Source organism: uncultured Phascolarctobacterium sp. (genome assembly GCF_902463975.1).
Lineage (GTDB): Bacteria > Bacillota > Negativicutes > Acidaminococcales > Acidaminococcaceae > Phascolarctobacterium_A.
In genome coordinates, this window is sequence record NZ_CABQHJ010000034.1 from 1 (window position 1) to 18,884 (window position 18,884).

General features: G+C 48.3%; 14 protein-coding genes and 1 riboswitch. Of the genes, 12 read left to right on the top strand and 2 right to left on the bottom strand.

Annotated elements, in window-relative coordinates; all coding sequences use genetic code 11:
* Positions 1–434: 434 nt before the first annotated feature.
* Positions 435–2,177 (bottom strand): NFACT family protein, encoded by a 1,743-nt coding sequence (locus RDW05_RS09855; protein WP_307978897.1) that lies wholly within the window; start codon positions 2,175–2,177, stop codon positions 435–437.
* Positions 2,178–2,453: 276 nt separating this feature from the next.
* Between RDW05_RS09855 and RDW05_RS09860 the strand changes: the two genes are divergently transcribed.
* From RDW05_RS09860 to RDW05_RS09915, 12 genes are all read left to right on the top strand, one after another.
* A complete protein-coding gene (locus tag RDW05_RS09860) occupies positions 2,454–3,353 on the top strand; it encodes a YicC/YloC family endoribonuclease (RefSeq protein WP_307978898.1) in 900 nt (299 codons plus the stop codon).
* A 14-nt stretch (positions 3,354–3,367) separates the two neighbouring features.
* The gene (gene remA / locus RDW05_RS09865) at positions 3,368–3,634 is read left to right on the top strand and encodes an extracellular matrix/biofilm regulator RemA (RefSeq protein ID WP_009146168.1); all 267 of its coding nucleotides are present in this window, start codon (positions 3,368–3,370) and stop codon (positions 3,632–3,634) included.
* 7 nt (positions 3,635–3,641) lie between these two features.
* The gene (gene gmk, locus RDW05_RS09870) at positions 3,642–4,277 is read left to right on the top strand and encodes a guanylate kinase (RefSeq protein ID WP_307978899.1); all 636 of its coding nucleotides are present in this window, start codon (positions 3,642–3,644) and stop codon (positions 4,275–4,277) included.
* A 67-nt stretch (positions 4,278–4,344) separates the two neighbouring features.
* Positions 4,345–4,533: a DNA-directed RNA polymerase subunit omega gene (gene rpoZ, locus RDW05_RS09875; protein WP_148495367.1), complete on the top strand. Its 189-nt coding sequence runs from the start codon at positions 4,345–4,347 to the stop codon at positions 4,531–4,533.
* A gap of 18 nt (positions 4,534–4,551) precedes the next feature.
* Positions 4,552–5,760 carry a bifunctional phosphopantothenoylcysteine decarboxylase/phosphopantothenate--cysteine ligase CoaBC gene (coaBC, locus tag RDW05_RS09880; RefSeq protein ID WP_307978900.1) on the top strand — a complete coding sequence of 403 codons (1,209 nt, stop codon included), beginning with the start codon at positions 4,552–4,554 and terminating at the stop codon, positions 5,758–5,760.
* 490 nt (positions 5,761–6,250) lie between these two features.
* Positions 6,251–6,359: riboswitch (SAM riboswitch) on the top strand.
* 102 nt (positions 6,360–6,461) lie between these two features.
* A complete protein-coding gene (gene metK / locus RDW05_RS09885; RefSeq protein ID WP_210684116.1) occupies positions 6,462–7,640 on the top strand; it encodes a methionine adenosyltransferase in 1,179 nt (392 codons plus the stop codon).
* 200 nt (positions 7,641–7,840) lie between these two features.
* Positions 7,841–8,959: an efflux RND transporter periplasmic adaptor subunit gene (locus RDW05_RS09890; RefSeq protein ID WP_307978902.1), complete on the top strand. Its 1,119-nt coding sequence runs from the start codon at positions 7,841–7,843 to the stop codon at positions 8,957–8,959.
* Positions 8,960–8,961: 2 nt separating this feature from the next.
* A complete protein-coding gene (locus RDW05_RS09895; protein WP_307978903.1) occupies positions 8,962–12,045 on the top strand; it encodes an efflux RND transporter permease subunit in 3,084 nt (1,027 codons plus the stop codon).
* Between the two features lie 2 nt (positions 12,046–12,047).
* Positions 12,048–12,983: a ribonuclease HIII gene (locus tag RDW05_RS09900; RefSeq protein WP_307978906.1), complete on the top strand. Its 936-nt coding sequence runs from the start codon at positions 12,048–12,050 to the stop codon at positions 12,981–12,983.
* A 5-nt stretch (positions 12,984–12,988) separates the two neighbouring features.
* A complete protein-coding gene (locus RDW05_RS09905; protein ID WP_307978908.1) occupies positions 12,989–13,837 on the top strand; it encodes a ChbG/HpnK family deacetylase in 849 nt (282 codons plus the stop codon).
* 41 nt (positions 13,838–13,878) lie between these two features.
* Positions 13,879–14,898, top strand: coding sequence for a lysylphosphatidylglycerol synthase transmembrane domain-containing protein (locus RDW05_RS09910; RefSeq protein ID WP_307978909.1), 1,020 nt, complete (start codon positions 13,879–13,881; stop codon positions 14,896–14,898).
* 42 nt (positions 14,899–14,940) lie between these two features.
* A complete protein-coding gene (locus RDW05_RS09915; RefSeq protein WP_307978910.1) occupies positions 14,941–16,500 on the top strand; it encodes a glycosyltransferase family 39 protein in 1,560 nt (519 codons plus the stop codon).
* Positions 16,501–16,743: 243 nt separating this feature from the next.
* Here the strand turns inward: RDW05_RS09915 and ilvD are convergent, their stop codons facing one another.
* Positions 16,744–18,420, bottom strand: a complete 1,677-nt coding sequence (gene ilvD, locus RDW05_RS09920) for a dihydroxy-acid dehydratase (protein WP_210684125.1) — start codon at positions 18,418–18,420, stop codon at positions 16,744–16,746.
* Positions 18,421–18,884: the final 464 nt, after the last annotated feature.

The following is an 18,884-nucleotide window of genomic DNA, read 5'->3' on the forward strand; positions in this document are numbered from 1 at the left end:
ATAGATAGCTGCGGACTAACTTAGCTTACTACCGTACTTTCTCTGTTCGCGAGAGATATATCGTTCCGGTCAGGAGCAATTTTCCAGTGCCCAAAGGGCACAACGCAAATTTCGCATGGAACCAGGACGAAGTGCCGCAAAACTCGCGCTATGCTGAGAGATTTTTCTACAGTAGCTTGCTTAGCGCTCAGACAGTTGCGACACTTCTATGGTTCCAAATGCTCATTTGCTAAAATTGCTATTCCTTGCACGATATTATCTCTCGCTCAATTTACATTCTAGATCTATAACTTTTATCTAGAAACTTATTTTTCTGCTCTATAAGATATCTACACTCAAAAAACTTTCCATAAACTTCAAAGCGCCCTCAATTCATATTTCTATGAATCAAGGCGCGTTACTATATACTGACGTATTTAGTTTTGACTAAATCTTTATTTTAAATATTTTTGGATTAACTCCATATCAGGTGTTGTGTAATAAGTATTCTGGTTTGTAAAAATAACAAAGCCGGGTTTGCTGCCTGCAGGCTTCTTTACATAGCGTCTTTGTACGCAGTCGACCGGAACATTGCTGCCGTCGCGTGCCTTACTGAAATATGCTGCCAGCTGCACAGCAAGATTAATATCCTCCTGACGTGCTTCCGGCAGTGACGTTTTTAAAATAACGTGCGAACCAGGGATATCCTTGGTGTGGAACCATAAATCTTTAGGATTGCCCAAGGTAAAGGTAACATAATCGTTCTGCTTGTTGTTTTTGCCGATATACAAATCTGCTTCAGGATTTAAACGGATATGCAGAGGCTGCGATTTTTGCAGTCCGGCATTCTTCTTCTTTTTATTCGTGTCCTTAAGCAGACCGCTGCTTAGCATTTCCTGATTGATTTCCTCAATTTCTTCCTTCGTTGTAGCGGTAAGCAGCGAAGCGTCCAGACTTTCCAGATAGGCAAGCATTTCTTCCGTAGATTTCTGCTGGATACGCACTTCGGTTTGAGCGCGTTTGTATTTATTATAGCGCTTGTAATAAGCCTGTGCGTTTTCCGTAGGCGAAAGGATGGGAGAAAGGCTGACGGTAACCGGCTCGCCGTCATAAATATTTATCAGCTCGGCGCTGGTCTGACCTTTTTTTATCTGATAGATATTGGCCATGATAGTATCTGCCAGCATACGCTGTTCCTCTGCATTGGCAGCATTAGCTAAATCTTCTTGCAGAGCCTGCAGCTTTTTCTTAAGTTTGGCGGTTTCGCTGTTCACCAGCTTTTGCAGCTGTTCGTGGCGTGGAAGCTGGATTGGCTTCAGGCTGACAGCAAAATTCAGCGCACTGTTGATATCGGCAAATTCTTTGACCTGCATGCCTTCCTGCACATTTTGCGGAGGCAACACCAGCAGAGTTTTCACCTGATTTGTGCGGCTGATGAGCGCATAGACAGGATGCTTGGCAGCCTGCAACTGCATATCTGCTTGCAGCTTGCCGATAACCTGCGCCAGTGACTGACAGGCGCAGGTTTCCAGACGTACCTCCTGCGGCAGGATATCTGCAGCGGCTAAAAGCTCTAGCGTCGTCATTTTGCCGACACCGGTGGTAGCGCTGATAAAGGCCTTGGCAAAGTTAGCCGCAGGCAGTTTGTTGGCGGCCTGTACGATTTCCGACGGGTCAGCTGTCAAAATGTTAAAGCCTTCCTGCGGCGGGGGTGCAATATAGGCTTTGCCGGGAAGAATTGTACGATAGCTGCTCTGTGCTGCGCTTACATGCTTCAGAGAGTCGATGATAACATCGTCCTGCGTGAGAATGATATTGCTGTTTTTACCGGTAAGCTCAAAAATCAGCTTTTTGGTAATTATTTTACTGGAGGCGCCTAAAAGATCTATCTCCAGCGTAATAATGCGGTCCAGGCCGCTTTGGCTGATTTTTGTGATGCGTCCTTCCTCCAGATGCTTGCGCAGAAGCATACAGAAGGTGGGTGGAGTTTCCGGGTTTTCCGGCAGCTGCTGCGGCAGATAAAGCACACAGCTGCCGTTGTGCATATCCGCCAGCAGGCTGCTTGTATCGCGGGTTCTGCGGACGAGTAGCAGAAGTGACTGCGGATTAGGCATATATACCTTATATATTTTGCTGCCCAGCAGTTCTTCGTTTAATGTATCTGTAAGCAGCTTTAAAGTTAAGCCTTCAATGTTCATAGGGACTCCTTTCGGTGCAGGCTCGGCAAAGTTTTTTGAACCTGCGGGAAGACAATGCTAATTTATTATTTATCATATTATACTCCATTACCTGCAACAAGTATAGCAAAACAAAAATGGGCCATTTCTTTATCTAAGCGACGAAAAACGAAGAAAAATGCTGAAATCATTAGAGAAATGTGGTATAATAGATTTTCAAGATAAGATTGAAGCAAAAATACTTATCTTTTAAGCTGAAAAAATCACCTTTACTGGTGAAGATGGAGGAGGAAGCCTGTGTTAAAAAGTATGACCGGTTTCGGCCGTGGTTCCTACGAGGATGCAGATTTTTCTGTTAACATTGAAATGAAAACCGTGAACCACCGGTATAACGAGGTTGCTATCCGTTTGCCGAGATTTTTGAATCCTTTGGAGGATAAAATCCGCAAAACTATTTTAAAAACCGTTAGCCGTGGACGTATTGATGTGTTTATTACTGCTGATTATAATGTCAGCGGCAACTGCACTCTGAAGGTTGATAAAAACCTTGCTGCTGCCTATCATAAGGCATTGCAGGAGGTAGGCGTTGCTATCGGAGCCGACGCTGCAGGTATTAACGCTGCTGCAGAAATTCTCTATTTATCAAAATGCCCTGACGTGATTAACGTTAAGGAAGGCTTTTTTGATGTAGAAAGTGTTTGGCATAAGGTTGAACAGGCTGTTGAGCAGGCTGTTGCTAATCTGGTAGCTATGCGTGAAACAGAGGGTGGCAATATCTACGGTGATTTCATTTACCGTGCAGATCTGATTGCTGAAAAGCTGGCACAGATTGAGGAGCGTTCTCCCTTAGTTGTGGAAGAATATCAGGCTAAGCTGCAGGAGCGTCTGACTAATCTGCTGGCTGACAATAATATCAAGGTTGAGCCGGAACGTCTGCTTCAGGAGGTAGCAATTTTTGCTGACCGTACCAGCATTACGGAAGAAATTGTGCGCTTGAAGAGCCATATCAAGCAATTCAAGACCATTATTGCTTCCGACCAGCCGGTAGGACGTAAGCTGGACTTCCTTATCCAGGAATTCAACCGTGAAGCAAACACCATTGCTTCCAAAGCAAATGATTATACTATGGCGCAGATTGTTGTAGAAATTAAGGCGGAAATAGAAAAAATCCGTGAGCAGATTCAGAACATCGAATAAAACTGGAGGAAGTTATGGATATAAAGCTAGTTAATATCGGCTTTGGCAATATTGTCGCAGCCAACCGCATTATTTCTATTATCAGTCCGGAATCAGCACCGATTAAACGTATTATCCAGGAGGCCCGTGACAAAGGCATGCTGGTTGATGCAACCTACGGACGTCGTACTCGTGCTGTAGTTGTTGTGGACAGCGGTCACATCATTCTGTCTGCGGTACAGCCGGAAACTGTAGCCAACCGTCTGGTGGCACAAACTGCTGATTCTGAAGAAGAGGAGTAATTGGATCATGAGCAACGATATTGATAATGTTACTCCCAAGGGAGTACTTCTTGTAGTATCCGGTCCGTCGGGAGCAGGCAAAGGAACTATTTGCCAGATGCTGAGAGACCAGCTGCCGGATTTAGGTTATTCTATTTCTGTTACTACACGCGTACCGCGCACGGGTGAGGTTGACGGAGAAAGCTATTTCTTCAAAACAATTCCCGAGGTTAAGCAGATGATCGAAAAGGGCGAGCTGCTGGAATATGCCGAGGTATACGGCAATTATTACGGCACACCGCGCAAATACGTGGAAGAGCAGCTGGAATCCGGACGTGACGTATTGTTGGAGATTGATATCCAGGGCGCTTTGCAGATTAAAAAGCGCTTCCCCGAGGGTGTTTTTGTTTTCATCGTACCGCCTTCCTTGGATGAGCTTTCCGCACGTATTTATAAGCGTGGTACCGACAGCGAGGATGTTATTAAGCGCCGTATGGCTTCCGCAGCCAGCGAGCTGACCTACGCAGCGGAATATGATTATATCATCATTAATGATATTGCGGAAAAGGCAGCGCAAAAGGTACTTACAATTATGGAGGCTGAGCGTTACCGCGTAGCTAGAACATATTTTATTGTTGATAAGATTTGTAAAGCAAAAAAATAAATTTACATTATGCAGCAGTCTGCTGTGTGAACCATGAAATACTTAAAGGAGTGATTCTATAATGTCTATGGTAGATCCGTCTATTGACTATTTGGCAGAAAAAGTAGATAGCAAATACACTTTGGTTATTTTGGCAGCGAAAAGAGCACGCGAGCTCACTATTCCCGGCGTAAATTCCGCGGAAAAAGAGGTCAGCGCTGCGCTGAAGGAAATTGCTAACGATACTATTACCTACGAGCGTACTAAAAACGTATAACAGCGGGAGGGTAAAACCTTGTTAAAGGGCAAAAAAATTGTTTTGGGAGTAACCGGCGGTATTGCTGTTTATAAGGCTGTAGATCTTGTCAGCCGTCTGCGTAAGCAGGGCTGCGAGGTGCGTGTGGTCATGACCGAGCATGCGCAGCAGTTTGTTACTCCGTTAACCTTCAAGGAAATCAGCGGTAATGCTGTTGCTACCAGTATGTGGAACAGCAACCAGGAATTTAATGTTGAGCATATTGCTTTGGCAAATTGGGCTGACGCTTTCTTAGTTGCGCCTGCTACCGCTAATATTCTGGCTAAAATGACATATGGCATTGCGGATGATCTGCTGAGCACTACGCTTTTGGCAGCTCAGGCACCGATAGTTGTTTGCCCAGCAATGAATACCGGTATGTATCTTAATGCTGCAACTCAGGAAAATATCGCTAAGCTGCAAAGCCGTGGTATTACTGTAATGCCGCCTGCTTCCGGACATCTTGCCTGCGGCACCAGCGGCCCCGGCCGTCTGCCTGAACCTCAGCAGATTGTGGAGTTTATGAGCAGCTTTTTTGCCGGCCGTGAGGGCGACCTGCGTGGCCTGAAGGTACTCGTTACCGCAGCAGGTACACGTGAGCCGATTGACCCCGTTCGCTTTGTCGGCAACCGTTCCAGCGGCAAGATGGGCTATGCCGTAGCTCAGATGGCTGCCGAGCGCGGTGCTGAGGTACTGCTTATCAGCGGTCCCTCTGCGCTTGTTGTACCGCCTAATGTTAAGGCAGTGCAGGTTGAATCGACTAATGAAATGCTGGAGGCCTGCCTTGCAGCCTACGATGGCGTAGATATCGTTATCAAGGCAGCAGCTGTTGCCGATTACCGTCCGCGTGATGTGGCAGACCAAAAGATTAAGAAGAAAACAGATGACGCTCTGACTGTCGTTATGGATAAAAATCCGGACATCCTCAAAACCTTAGGGGCCAAGAAAACGCATCAGGTTTTGGTTGGCTTTGCTGCAGAAACGCAAAATCTGCTGGCTAATGCCCGCGAAAAGGTAGTCAAGAAGAATCTTGATATGATTGTAGCCAACGATGTTACGGCTGCCGGTGCCGGCTTCAATTCCGATACCAATATCGTTAAGTTCCTCTATGCCAACGGCGATGTATGCGAGCTGGAGCAGATGCCGAAGGTTGATGTGGCGAACCGTATTTTGGACGAGGCGTTGCGTATACGTCGCGAGCGCGCTTAGAAGAGCGCGTGTAAGGCCGCATCTGCGTCATGACTGCTCCTCGACGTACTAGAAGTACGCCATCGTCGCAATCATATAGCATCTGCAGCCTTCTCCGCGCTCTTTGGAATGAGGATTATAAGGCTGCATCTGTGTCATGACAGCTCCTCAACGTAGCAGTAGTACGCCATTGTCGCAATCATATAGCATCTGCAGCCTTCTCCGCGCTCTTTGAAGTAGGGATTGTAAGGTAGCATCTGTGTTATGACTGTTTCTCGACGCAGCAGTAGTACGCCATTGTCGCAATCATATAGTATCTGCAGCCTTCTCCGCGCTCTTTGGAGTAGGGATGGCAAGGCTACGTATGCATTATGAATCCCTGTATAATAGAATTAAATTCTATTTAGCGTAGGCTGTTACGGAAAAGGCGTTTTCACATATTTTTCGTAAAAAAAGTACTTGTCATTATCTTGATTTTGTTATATAATGGCATCTGTAATCAATTTAATACAACTCATCAAGAGCGATGGAGGGAATGGCCCTGTGAAGTCGCAGCAACCATTGCAGTGTGACAGCTGTAAAACGGTGCTAAGTCCTGCAGTTTATCTGTAAGATGAGAATGCTAAGAGTAATAATTTAAGGCGTTCTCATAACGAGAACGCCTTTTCTTATACCATCTAAACACTCTCAACAACGTTTTTTATTTATGAAAGGAGCTACCAATGAGAAAATTATTTACTTCCGAATCCGTTACTGAAGGTCATCCCGATAAAATAGCAGACCAAATTTCCGATGCTGTGCTTGATGCCATCCTGGCTCAGGATCCTAAAGGCCGTGTTGCTTGCGAAACTATCGTTACTACCGGTCAGGTTCACATTTTCGGTGAAATCTCTACCCAATGCTATGTTGATATCGCACACATTGCCCGCGAAACCATCAACAATATCGGTTACAACCGCGCTAAATTCGGTTTTGACGGCAATACCTGCGGTGTGCTGATTTCCATCGACGAGCAGTCCCCTGATATCGCTATGGGCGTTGATAAAGCGCTGGAAGCTAAAGAAGGCCAGGCTGCTGAGGAAGAAACCGGTGCTGGCGACCAAGGCATGATGTTCGGTTATGCAACCAACGAAACTGAAAGCTATATGCCGATGCCTGCATATCTGGCTAACAAGCTGGCTTTGCAGCTGACCAAGGTTCGTAAGGAAGGCGTGCTGCCTTACCTGCGTCCGGACGGCAAAACTCAGGTTACCGTTGAATATGATGACGGCAAACCTGTTCGTGTAGATACTATCGTTATTTCTTCCCAACATGCACCGGAAGTTTCCAACGAGCAGATTCGCAAAGATATTATCGAAAAGGTTATTGCACCGATTGTTCCCGCAGAAATGTTGGATGCGGAAACCAAATACTACATCAACCCGACTGGCCGTTTCGTTATCGGCGGTCCTCAAGGTGACGCTGGTCTGACCGGCCGTAAAATCATCGTTGATACCTATGGCGGTATGGCTCGTCATGGCGGCGGTGCTTTCAGCGGCAAGGATCCCTCTAAGGTTGACCGCAGTGCTGCTTATGCTGCACGTCACGTTGCTAAAAACATCGTTGCTGCAGGCTTGGCAGATAAATGCGAAATCCAATTGGCATACGCTATCGGCGTAGCACATCCGGTTTCCGTTCTGGTTGAAACCTTCGGCACCGGCAAAATCAGCGAAGACAAGATTGCTGAGCTGGTTCGCAAAAACTTCTCCCTGAGCCCGACCGGCATTATCCGTGAGCTGGATCTGCTGCGTCCTATCTACAAGCAAACTGCTGCTTATGGTCATTTCGGCCGTACCGATGTTGACCTGCCGTGGGAGCATACCGAAAAGGCTGCTGCACTGCGCGAGCAGGCTGGCCTGTAAGCTAAATTAAAACTGTCGAAAGCACGCTGTACGCAGCGTGCTTTTTCTATGCCTGTCTGTGGCTTTGCACTTGCTAACTTCTCTTGATAAGAGGTATAATATTATTATCTATAACTATAATTTGTCCACGATAAACTCAGCTGAATTTAAACTTACCCCATTATAATTAACCCAAGGGCATGGTGCAGGGAGGAAAGAAAGTGAATTTACAGAATCGCAAGGTTAAGATAGCGCTTGGCCTGCTGCTGGCGGTATGCGTAATTATCGGCTACCGTATTTACAGCAATATCCAGGCTGATAAGGCGCGTGCTGCTAAGCTGTCGCAGGTACGCAATGTGGCGGTCGTTACTGCTCACCCCGTAAGGCAGACGATTGTCCCGAGTCTGAGCTTTTCCGGCAGTCTGGACCCGGAATGGCAGGCAGAGGTTGCCGCTAAGGTGGACGGACGCTTGGAAAAGGTTTATGTCCGTGAGGGTGACCGTGTGAGCCGAGGACAGGTGCTGGCAATTTTGGAGCAGGCTGATACAGATGCCAATCTGTTAAGTGCCAAGGGCAGCTTTCTTGATGCACAGACAAGCCTGCGCAAGGCGGAAACGGATTTGCAGCGCTATGAAAAGCTATATGCTACGGGTGCGGTTTCGCAGCAAGTGGTAGATGATTACCGCTTTGCGCGTGATAATGCTGCAGCCAAGCTGGAGGCTGCCAGAGGCAGCATGCGGGCGATGGAGTCTAAATCCGAGGGCACGGTGCTGACAGCGCCTGCTGACGGCATTATTGCCAAGCGTTATTATCAGGAGGGCTACTATGCAAAGGCAGGTACGCCTATTTTTGCCGTTGCTGATATCTCTATGCTGAAAACTACGATTCATATTCCCGAAGGCCAGATTGCCGGTGTACATGTCGGCAATGAAGCAAGCATTACTCTGCCTGCTTATCCCGGTAAAAAGCTGATAGGTAAAATTACCCGCATTGCTCCGGTTGCGGATTTGCCGGCGCATACCTTTGCGGCAGAGGTGAGCGTGGATAACAGCGAAGGTCTTTTGGCCGGCGTCTATGCCAACGTTACGCTTACCGCTTCACCTAAAGCTGATGTGCTGACTATTCCGGTGCAGGCTATTGTGATGCGTGATGACCAGCAGACGGTATTTGTTGTTGATGACAAGGGCGTTGTACAGCGTCGTGTGCTGAATGTCGGTTATACGAATGATAAGCTGGCGGAAATAGTGAGCGGACTGGATGAAAAGGATACTATTGTTACCGAAGGACATAACAAGCTGCGTGAAGGCAGCAGGATAGATTTGAAAAAGGCTGGTAAATAACGATGATTGGAACATTTATCAAGCGGCCGGTCTTTACTACCATGTTTATTTTGCTGTTGGTAGTATTCGGTATCCGCTGCTATCCGGAAATCGGCGTTGATCTGAATCCAGATGTTGATTTGCCTATTGTCAGCGTGCGTGTTACCTACAGCGGTGCATCGCCGCAGGAAATGGAAACGCTGGTTACCAAGCCGATTGAGAACCGCGTCAGCCAGGTTTCGGGTATCAAGACGCTGTCCTCCACTGTGCTGGAAGGCTACAGTGAAACGGTTCTGGAATTTAATATCGGTGTAGACCCGCAGGTGAAGGCCAGTGAGGTGCGTGAAAAGGTTGCCAGCGTGCGCAAGGCGCTGCCGGATGATATCGACGAGCCGGTAACGCAGACCGTTGACATTAACTCCCGCGCAATTGTGGCCTATACCTTTGCTTCGCCCTCGCGCAGTCGTGGTGAAATCCGCCGTATAGTGGAGGATAATATCAAGGATGAGCTGCAGATGGTGGAGGGTGTTTCCGAGGTTACCGTTGTCGGTGCCAGCCAGCGTGCTATCCGCATTGTGCTGAAGCCGGAAAAGCTGGCGGAATACGGTATTGCCTATCAGACAGTGCGCAGTAAGCTGAACGCCAACAATTACAATACTCCCGGCGGCAAGGCAAAGAATGACGCTATGGAATTTACTGTGCGTACCTTGGGCAAGTATAACAATATCAATGATATTAAGCAGGTGGTAGTTGCTAATCATAACGGCCGTCCTGTTTATATCAGTGAAATTGCCGATGTGCTTGATTCCTGGGAGGATGAGGATACCTTTGCCAGCGCTAACGGCGTTCCCTGTGTTATGACCTTTGTGCGTAAGCAGTCCAAAACCAATACTGTTGATGTTACCGATAATGTCAATGCCAAGATGGAGGAGCTGAAGCACAGCAATCTGCCGCCCGATATTATTGTTGATAAGGTGCGCGACCAGTCCAATTATATCCGCGATAACATTGCGGATGTCTGGAATGCGATTCTTTTCGGCGGTTTTCTGGCGCTTTTGATAACATATCTATTCCTGCGCAATTTCCGTGCGACTATTATCGGCGGTCTGTGTATTCCTACGTCGATTATCGCTACCTTCTTTATGATGAAGGTTATGGGCTTTACGCTGAATAATATGTCGCTGATGGCTTTGAGCCTGGCAGTCGGCATTTTGATTGATGATGCGATTGTAGTAATTGAAAATATTTTCCGCCATATCGAGATGGGGCAGACGCCGTTTGTGGCAGCCAAGGAAGCGACGGAGGAGCTGACGCTGGCGATTTTGGCGACATCCCTGAGCTTAATGGCTGTATTTGTGCCTATCGGCAATATGGGTGAAACCATCGGCCAGTTCTTCAAGCAGTTCGGTCTGACGGTTGCTTTTGCGGTAGCGTTCTCGACTATTGTAGCCTTTTCGCTCACGCCAATGGTTTCGGCGTATTGGATTAAGGCAGAAACCGAGGAGCAGAGTAGCAAGGAGCGCACGCATTTTGTGCAGAGGGCGCTCGATAAATTCGAAGCAGGCTTCCAGTCCGTGCGTGAAATGTATGACAGCTTAATGGCCTGGGCTTTAGAAAGACCGAAGAAGGTTGTTGCCGTAGGTATCATTTCGCTGTTGCTGAATTTGCTGCTGCTGCCTTTTGTGGGCACGGAATTCCAGCCTACCTATGATTCGGGTGAATTCAGCGTCAATGTTAAAGCGCCCATTGGCACCAGTCTGCAGAAAACTGTAGAGCTGGCCAAGCCGTTGCAGCAGGAGATTTCGCAGCTGCCGGAAGTCAAAATCGTGGCACTCAATGTCGGCAACGGCCGTAATCCTGTTAACCAGGGCTCGCTTGATATCCGCCTGAAGCCAAGCAATGAGCGTAAACGCAGCATGCAGCAGATTATGGATGATTTGCGCGGACGCTTTCAAAATGTTGAAGGCCTGAAGGTTACCGTTGTATCCAACCAGGGCGGCGGCCGTGGTGACAGCCGTCCGGTGCAGATCGGTCTGCGCGGCAGCAACATCAAGGAGCTGAAAAATTACGCTCAGCAGCTGGCAGATATGCTACGCCGGACTGAGGGTGCGACCGACGTTGATATATCCGATTCGGAAGAGCAGCCAGAAATCGTGGTCAAACTGGACCACGCCAAGGCCAGTGAATTTGGTCTTGATGCTACGGAGGTCGGTAAGGTTATCGAAATGGCTGTCATGGGCAAAAGCACCAGCAACAGCTATACCATCGGTGACAATGACTATGATATTATCCTGCAGCTGGAGCAAAGCCAGCGCACTAATATCAATGATGTTATGAACCTGCGCATTTCTTCCTCCGCAGGTCAGTTTATCCGTCTGGGTGATATCGCCGATGTGCGTTACGGCAGCGGTCCTACACGCATTGAGCGTGAGGATAAGCAGCGTCAGATCGTTGTTTATGCCAACACAGTAGGTATCTCGCCCGGTGATTTAATCAGCAAGGTGCGCAACGAATATATTCCTGAGCTGAATTTGCCGCCGGGATATAACTATAAGATGATTGGTCAGGCAGATAATATGGCACGCTCCTTTAAAGAGGTTTACAAGGCAGTTATTTTGGCCATAGTTGTAGTATACATGGTATTGGCAGCGCAGTTCGAAAGCTTTTCGCAGCCGCTGATTATCATGGTATCATTGCCGTTTGCGATTATCGGCGCTATCCTGGGCCTGCTTGTTGCAGGACAGACAGCGAACATGATGAGCATGATTGGCTTTACTATGCTTCTTGGCCTGGTTACCAAAAATGCAATTTTGCTGATTGACTATGCCAACCAGGAGCGGGAAAAGGGCATGTCTATCCGTGAAGCAGTGCTCTTGGCCTGCTCGCTGCGTCTGCGTCCTATTCTGATGACTACCTTGTCTACGATACTCGGTATGCTGCCGATTGCTCTCGGTATCGGCGAGGGTGCGGAGCTGCGTCAGTCGATGGGCGTGGTGCTTATCGGCGGCTTAACAACCTCCACCTTACTGACGCTGGTGGTTGTTCCGTTGATTTATCTGCTCTTTGAGGAGTGGAAGGCGAAAAACTATGTGCAAAGAGGAGAATAGGATTGAAACAGTTGACACCCAAGGCCTTTGCCGATTACTTGGCAGAGGCTGCAGAAAAAATCCGTCAGGATGGTTTCAGTATTGTTAAGGATAAGCCGATTAATTATGGCCAGCAGATTGCAGTGCAGTTTTGCGAGGCTAAGGCATCCGTGAATATATATAACGGCAAAAAGGGACTGACGCATGTTTATAACGGTGACAGTGCCTTAAAGCAAAGATTACTTATGCTCTTGGAGGGAGTGCAGACTGCGTCTGATGAGCTGCAGCCTGCAGCCGCAGGAGCAACAGTAAGCAACGGCCTGTGGGCTGGCAGTGATGAATCCGGCAAGGGTGATTTCTTCGGCAGCCTAGTTGTGGCGGCCACAGTAGTGGACAACACAACGGCAGCGAAGCTGCAGGCTGCAGGCGTTAAGGACTGCAAGCTGCTGACAGATAAAAAAATCCTTGAGCTGGAGGATGTTATCAAGGCAACGGTTGTTGATTACAGTGTGCTGGAGCTGAAGCCGAAGATTTATAATCTGCGCTATGAGCAGGTAGCGGCTGCCGGAGGTAAGCTCAACCAGCTTTTGGGCTACGGACATGTGGCGGCGCTTAGTCAGGTGCTGGAGAGGCAAAAGGATTGCCACAGCGCTCTCATTGACCAGTTCACCCAATCCACGGTAAATTTAAAGGCTTTGCAGCAGCGCTTTCCGGGCTGCAGCGTGCGTCAGCAGCCTAAGGCAGAAAGCAATCTGGCGGTTGCCGCTGCTTCGGTGCTGGCCCGTGCCCGCTTCTTGCGGACGATGGAAGAGCTGGCGCAGCAGGCCGGCGTAGGCGAGCTGCCGAAGGGCGGCGGCGAGCAGGCAACGGCGTGCGCCCGCCGCTTAGCAGAAAAATACGGCAAGGATGCTTTGCGTGACTATGTAAAGCTGCACTTTGCCAATTACAAAAGAGTGTAGAGATTATGAAAAAACTAATTGTTAATGCAGATGATTTCGGTCTGCATCCTTTGATTAACGCAGGTATTATCAAGGGCTATAAGGAGGGCTTTATTACCAGCACCTCGTTGATGCCCAGTACTCCCTGCTGGCAGGAGGCAGTAAAGCTGGCGCAGGAAAATCCTCAGCTCGGTATAGGTGTGCATCTGACGCTGGTCGGCAGTGTGGCGCCTGTGCTGCCTGCAGCGAAGGTCAGCAGCCTTTTGGATGAGCAGGGCTTGTTTTTGCCGGATTACGTTGCCTTTGCCAAGCGCTTTTACAGCGGCAGCGTCAAGCGCAGCGAGCTGGAAGCGGAGCTGCGCGCGCAAATCGAAAGGGCGCTGGAAGCAAAAATAAACATTACGCATATCGACAGTCATCAGCATACTCATGTGCTGCCGGGAATTAATGCACTTGTATTAAAGCTCTGTAATGAGTATAATATTATAAGGGTACGTATACCTAAGGAGGCCTATACCTTTACCGGAGGCTTTCATACAGGTATCGGCAGAATGATCGGACGTAGCGGGCTCAGCTTTTGTGCTCAGCTGGCAGCGCAACGCGCCGACAGCCTTGGCCTGCACCATCCGCAGCATTTCTTCGGCATGCTGGCGGGAGGTCATCTGAATGCGGAGCTGGTAGGCAATATCCTGCGTCAGCTTCCGGATGGCGTAAGCGAGCTGATGACGCATCCCGGTATTGATTCTGCTGCCTTGGGCAAAATATTTCCCTGGCAATATCATTGGCAGGAGGAGCTGCAGGCGTACCTTGACAGCGGCAATAAAAAGCTGCTGGAGCAGGAGCATATTCAGCCTGTTAATTTTACGGCCTGCTAAAGCTCTTGTGCTAAAAAATAAGCTCATTTGGAGTCTGCTAGATGAATAAAAAATTATTGTTCCGCCTAGGTCTGCTTTTTGGCTTTGTCCTGCTGATTTCGGCGGCGGTTATTTATTTTACATTTGATATACGGACCTTGGAATACCTGACGATGTTCGAGCCTCGCTGTATTCTGCTGGCTTTGTCATGTCTTACGATAGGCTTGATTTTTGACGGCCTGCGTCTAATAACCCTGGCTGAGGTGACGGACGAGAAGCTGACCTTTCATCAGATAGTGAATGTAGTTCTGAGCAACTACTTCCTGGCGCTGGTAACGCCGGGTGCCAGCGGCGGCGCTATCGCTCAGGTTATGTTTATGCGTAAGGCCGGGGTGCCTGTTGCCAAATCTACGGTAGTAGTTTTGGTGCGCACGGTAATGTCCATTATCTTTCTTATCCTGCTGGTGCCGGTGGTGCTGCACAGCGATGAGGATATAGTAAAATGGATGCCTGCGTCGGTGCTGACGATTCTTTCGGTGCTGTTTATATCACTGCCGATAATCGTAATTTCCTTGCTGCAGACACGTTATCCCGAGAAGGCGATTATGTGGTTTACCCGCAAGCTTTCGTTTACTACGCAGCGTAATTGCTTTATCTGGTACAACGAGTTTAAGAATGCTGTTGTAGTTATGGGCAAGCATCCGAAAATGGTTTTCCGTGCGTTTATTGAATCCGGCGTGAGCCTGCTCTTTATTTATGCAACTGTGCCTGCGTATTTCACCGGTCTGAATATTGATTTTGATTTGCAGCAGGTAATGGGACGCATGGTGCTGCTGAATTTAATACTTTATTTTTCGCCTACTCCCGGTGGCAGCGGTGTAGCGGAGGCAGGCTTCTTGGTGCTGTTTTCCAATATTCTGCCTAACGGTGTTGAAGGCATTATGGCAGTTCTCTGGCGCTTTACGGCAGAATATCTGCCCTTTATGCTGGGCGCGGTAGTAACCATCAGAGCCTTTGGCAGCGATGTGCTGAATATGGCATCGCTCAAGAGTAAAACTACCGAAGGCAAGAAAAATGAGTAGCTATAAGATAAATTTTGAAATTATTTTGAGGGATGGAAACTGATGAATCAGATTGAAAAAAATAGCCTGCTGATTGTAGCAGGCACTGCGTTATTTATGATTATGTTCGGTATCGGAAGCATACCGCTGCTGGATCCGGATGAACCCGTATATGCGGAAACAGCAAGAGAGATGCTGGCTGCCGGTGATTTTTTATCACCGAGAATTTTTGGTGATTTTTGGTATGATAAGCCGCCAATGTACTATTGGCTGGTTGCAGTTGCTCAGTTTATTTTCGGAGACAGCGAGTTTGCGGCCCGCTTTCCTGCGGCTTTGATGGCCTGCGGCACCTCCGTTATGATGTATGTAGGCATTACCGGACTGTTCAATGAACGTGCAGGCTTCTGGTCTGCCATGATTCTTACAAGCTGTGTAGAATTTTTCTATATGGGCAAGGCGGCGGTGACAGACACAACGCTGCTCTTTTTTATGACAGGTGCACTGCTGAGCTTTATCCATAAGCGTTATTGGCTGATGTATGTGTGCATGGCGCTGGCTACTGTTACTAAAGGTCCCATCGGTATCGTCTTCCCGGGTGCGATTATTTTTCTGTATCTGGTGGTTATGGGCCAGCTGCGTGAGATTTTGCGTATGCATGTTATCCGTGGTCTGCTGCTGTATTTTCTTATCGCATCACCCTGGTATTACGCTATGTATACTGTGCATGGCATGGAATTTATCAATACCTTCCTGGGATTTCACAATATAACGCGCTTTACGACGGCTGAGCATGCCAACCGCGTTACCTTCTGGTATTATTTTCCTGTAATAATCTTAGGCTTGTTCCCCTGGACCGGTATGCTGTGGCAGGCTGTGAAGGCATCTGTCAGCGAAAGCCGTATAGATGATATGCGTAAGCTTTTGTTCTTCCACGTTTGGTGGATTTTCGTGCTGCTGTTCTTTACTATCTGTAAAACGAAGCTCGTATCCTATATTCTGCCGTTGTTCCCTGCTATGGCGGTAATAATCGGCTGGAATATAGCGCGAATGCAAAGCAGACTGCGTCATAACACAACCTTTTACGGTTGGGCGGCAGGCAGCGGTATTATGTTTGTCCTGTTCGGCGTGGGCTGGATTGTCGGTGCGCGGTATCTGCCGGAGGCTGATTTTAGTCTGGTGATGTTGGGTGTTCTGACACTGCTTTTGGGTGCAGCGGCAGTCTTTGCGCTGCTGTATTATCGCGATATCGAGCTGGCCTCCTGGCTGCATGTGATGATTGGCGCGGTGACGATGTGCGTGGCCTTTGCCTTTGTTCTGCCTGTGATTGCCGACCGCTTCAGTGTAAAAACTATGAGCAGTGTATATAAGGAGCAATGTGAGCAGCAGACGCCTGTTTATGTTGATAAGTTCCTGCGTCCGGGCTTTATGTATTATGCAGGCAAGCCAGGTATCGAAATGATTCCGCAGACAGGTGCTTTGACAGATGCTTTGCGTGACGGCAGCAAAAAATATCTGCTGGTGCGCGGTTTGGAATACCGTCGCGTGCAGAAGGCAGGTCCGTTGCCGAATAATGTGCGTACAGTAAAGGAAATCAGCGATATCTATCTGCTGGAGCAAAATTGAGTCTTAATAATCAATTGTTGAGAGGCTGGGACAAAACTCAGCCTTTAACAGAAAAAACAGTGGAGGGTTACCATCAGGTAAATTTCCACTGTTTTTTAGTGTAAAAAAATTCTTAAACTCTAGCAATGCTATAATTTGTGAGGTTGTTTTATCTTAGACTTTTTTCTTATACAAAAACTCCCCATCCGTCTTACCTTGCGGTAAGAAAGATGGGGAGTTGCTTTTTCAGCTTATATAATTCTTTTAGTCCTGACCGGGAACCTTCAGCACAGCGCCGGTAGCAGCAGAGGTAACCAAAGCAGCATAGCGTGCCAGGTAACCGCTCTTAACCTTCGGCGGCGGGCAAACCCAGTTCTTACGGCGTTCAGCCAGCTCTTCGTCGCTCAGCTTAACATTCAGGGTACGGTTAGGAATATCAATTTCAATGATATCGCCGTTTTCAATCAATGCGATATTACCGCCCTCGCGTGCTTCCGGAGAAATGTGACCGATGCAGGCACCGCGGGTAGCACCGCTGAAACGTCCGTCGGTAAGCAGAGCAACGTCTTTGTCGTGGCCCATGCCTGCCAGTACAGAGGTCGGATTCAGCATCTCGCGCATGCCAGGGCCGCCCTTCGGGCCTTCGTAGCGGATAACTACAACGTCACCGGAAACAACCTTTTGTGCGCAAATTGCAGCAATAGCTTCGTCCTCGGAATTATAAACCTTAGCTGGACCGCTGAAGACCTTCATGGAAGGATCAACCGCACTTTCCTTGACAACGCTGCATTCCGGAGCGATATTGCCTTTCAGAACAGCGATACCGCCGGTTTTGTTGTACGGATTTTCTACGCTGTGAATAACCTCAGGACGCAGGATTTCCGCATTTTTGATAATCTGGCCGACAGTTTTGCCGCTGACAGTCTGGCAGGATTTTTTGATCAGCTTCAGACGGTCAAGCTCGTGCATTACGGCAGGAATGCCGCCGGCTTCGTTCAAATCAACGATGTGGTGGCTGCCGCCCGGGCTCATCTTAGTGAGGTACGGAGTTTTCTTGGAGATTTTATCGAACAGCTCCAGCGGCAGGTCGATGCCTGCTTCGTGAGCTATAGCCGGCAGATGCAGTGCGGTGTTGGAGCTGCCGCCGATGGCCATATCAACAGTAATAGCATTTTTGAAGGCATTGAGCGTCATAATGTCGCGAGGCAGAACGTTTTCCTCCAGCAGACGCATAACAGCCATGCCTGCGTGCTTAGCCAAAGCAATACGCTTGCCGTTGTAAGCAGCGGGGATAGTGCCGTTGCCGGGCAGGCCCATGCCAAGAACCTCGGTCAGGCAGTTCATGGTATTTGCAGTGAACAGACCGGAGCAGCTGCCGCAGCCGGGGCAGGCACAATGCTCGATTTCTCTGAGCTCTGCTTTATCAATCTGACCGGACTCAAAACGGCCGGCAGCTTCAAATACAGTAGATACGCTGATATCTCTGCCCTGATAACGGCCGGGCAGCATCGGACCGCCGCTGACAACAACGGTCGGGATGTTTAGACGAGCTGCTGCCATCAGCATACCGGGAACGATTTTATCACAGTTCGGAATCAGGATTAAGCCATCAAACGCATGGCCGTTAGCAACAGCTTCGATGCTGTCCGCAACCAGCTCACGGCTTGCCAGCGGATATTTCATACCGTCATGGCCCATGGCGATGCCATCGCAGATGCCGATAGCCGGGAACTCAATCGGAGTACCGCCAGCTTCCAGCACGCCGTATTTGGCTGCTTTGGCGATGGTATCCAGATGCATATGTCCCGGAATGATTTCGTTAGCGGCACAGCAGATGCCGATTAACGGTTTCTTTAATTCTTCTTCAGTATAACCCATTGCATAGAACAGAGAGCGATGGGCTGCGCGGGTTGAACCTTTTTTTACTTGTGTACTGCGCATGTTTCTTTGACCTCTTTCCCTTAAGTAAATAGTACTACCGTACGGGCTGCTGATAAAGCACCGTATACATCATCAGGCCGCCTCGACGTACAAGGAGTACGCCATCGACGACCTTCTTCGTCTCCGGCACTTTCTGAGCAGCCTGCGTGGAATGAACGTAGCAAGCTGCTGATAAAGCACCGTATACATCATCAGGCCGCCTCGACGTACAAGGAGTACGCCATCGACGACCTTCTTCGTCTCCGGTACTTTCTGAGCAACCTATGTAGTTTAAAATAAAAAACAACAGTCCTGAAGTCTTTCAGGGTACTCATAAAATTTTACAATTTTTATAGCTTGATGTCAAATTTTATGGACAAAAAACTACAATTAAGTGTAAGTTTGCACCTTAAAACTGCATCTTAGTTACATTCTTTACAAACTTGGTAAAGTTTAAAAATAATTCACGATTACTGCGTGGAGAA

Coding starts and splice junctions, on each gene's coding strand:
- RDW05_RS09895 (WP_307978903.1), top strand. CDS start 8,962: ATGATTGGAACATTTATCAAGCGGCCGGTCTTTACTACCATGTTTATT.
- RDW05_RS09855 (WP_307978897.1), bottom strand. CDS start 2,177: ATGAACATTGAAGGCTTAACTTTAAAGCTGCTTACAGATACATTAAAC.
- rpoZ (WP_148495367.1), top strand. CDS start 4,345: ATGGTAGATCCGTCTATTGACTATTTGGCAGAAAAAGTAGATAGCAAA.
- RDW05_RS09910 (WP_307978909.1), top strand. CDS start 13,879: ATGAATAAAAAATTATTGTTCCGCCTAGGTCTGCTTTTTGGCTTTGTC.
- RDW05_RS09905 (WP_307978908.1), top strand. CDS start 12,989: ATGAAAAAACTAATTGTTAATGCAGATGATTTCGGTCTGCATCCTTTG.
- RDW05_RS09915 (WP_307978910.1), top strand. CDS start 14,941: ATGAATCAGATTGAAAAAAATAGCCTGCTGATTGTAGCAGGCACTGCG.
- remA (WP_009146168.1), top strand. CDS start 3,368: ATGGATATAAAGCTAGTTAATATCGGCTTTGGCAATATTGTCGCAGCC.
- ilvD (WP_210684125.1), bottom strand. CDS start 18,420: ATGCGCAGTACACAAGTAAAAAAAGGTTCAACCCGCGCAGCCCATCGC.
- metK (WP_210684116.1), top strand. CDS start 6,462: ATGAGAAAATTATTTACTTCCGAATCCGTTACTGAAGGTCATCCCGAT.
- gmk (WP_307978899.1), top strand. CDS start 3,642: ATGAGCAACGATATTGATAATGTTACTCCCAAGGGAGTACTTCTTGTA.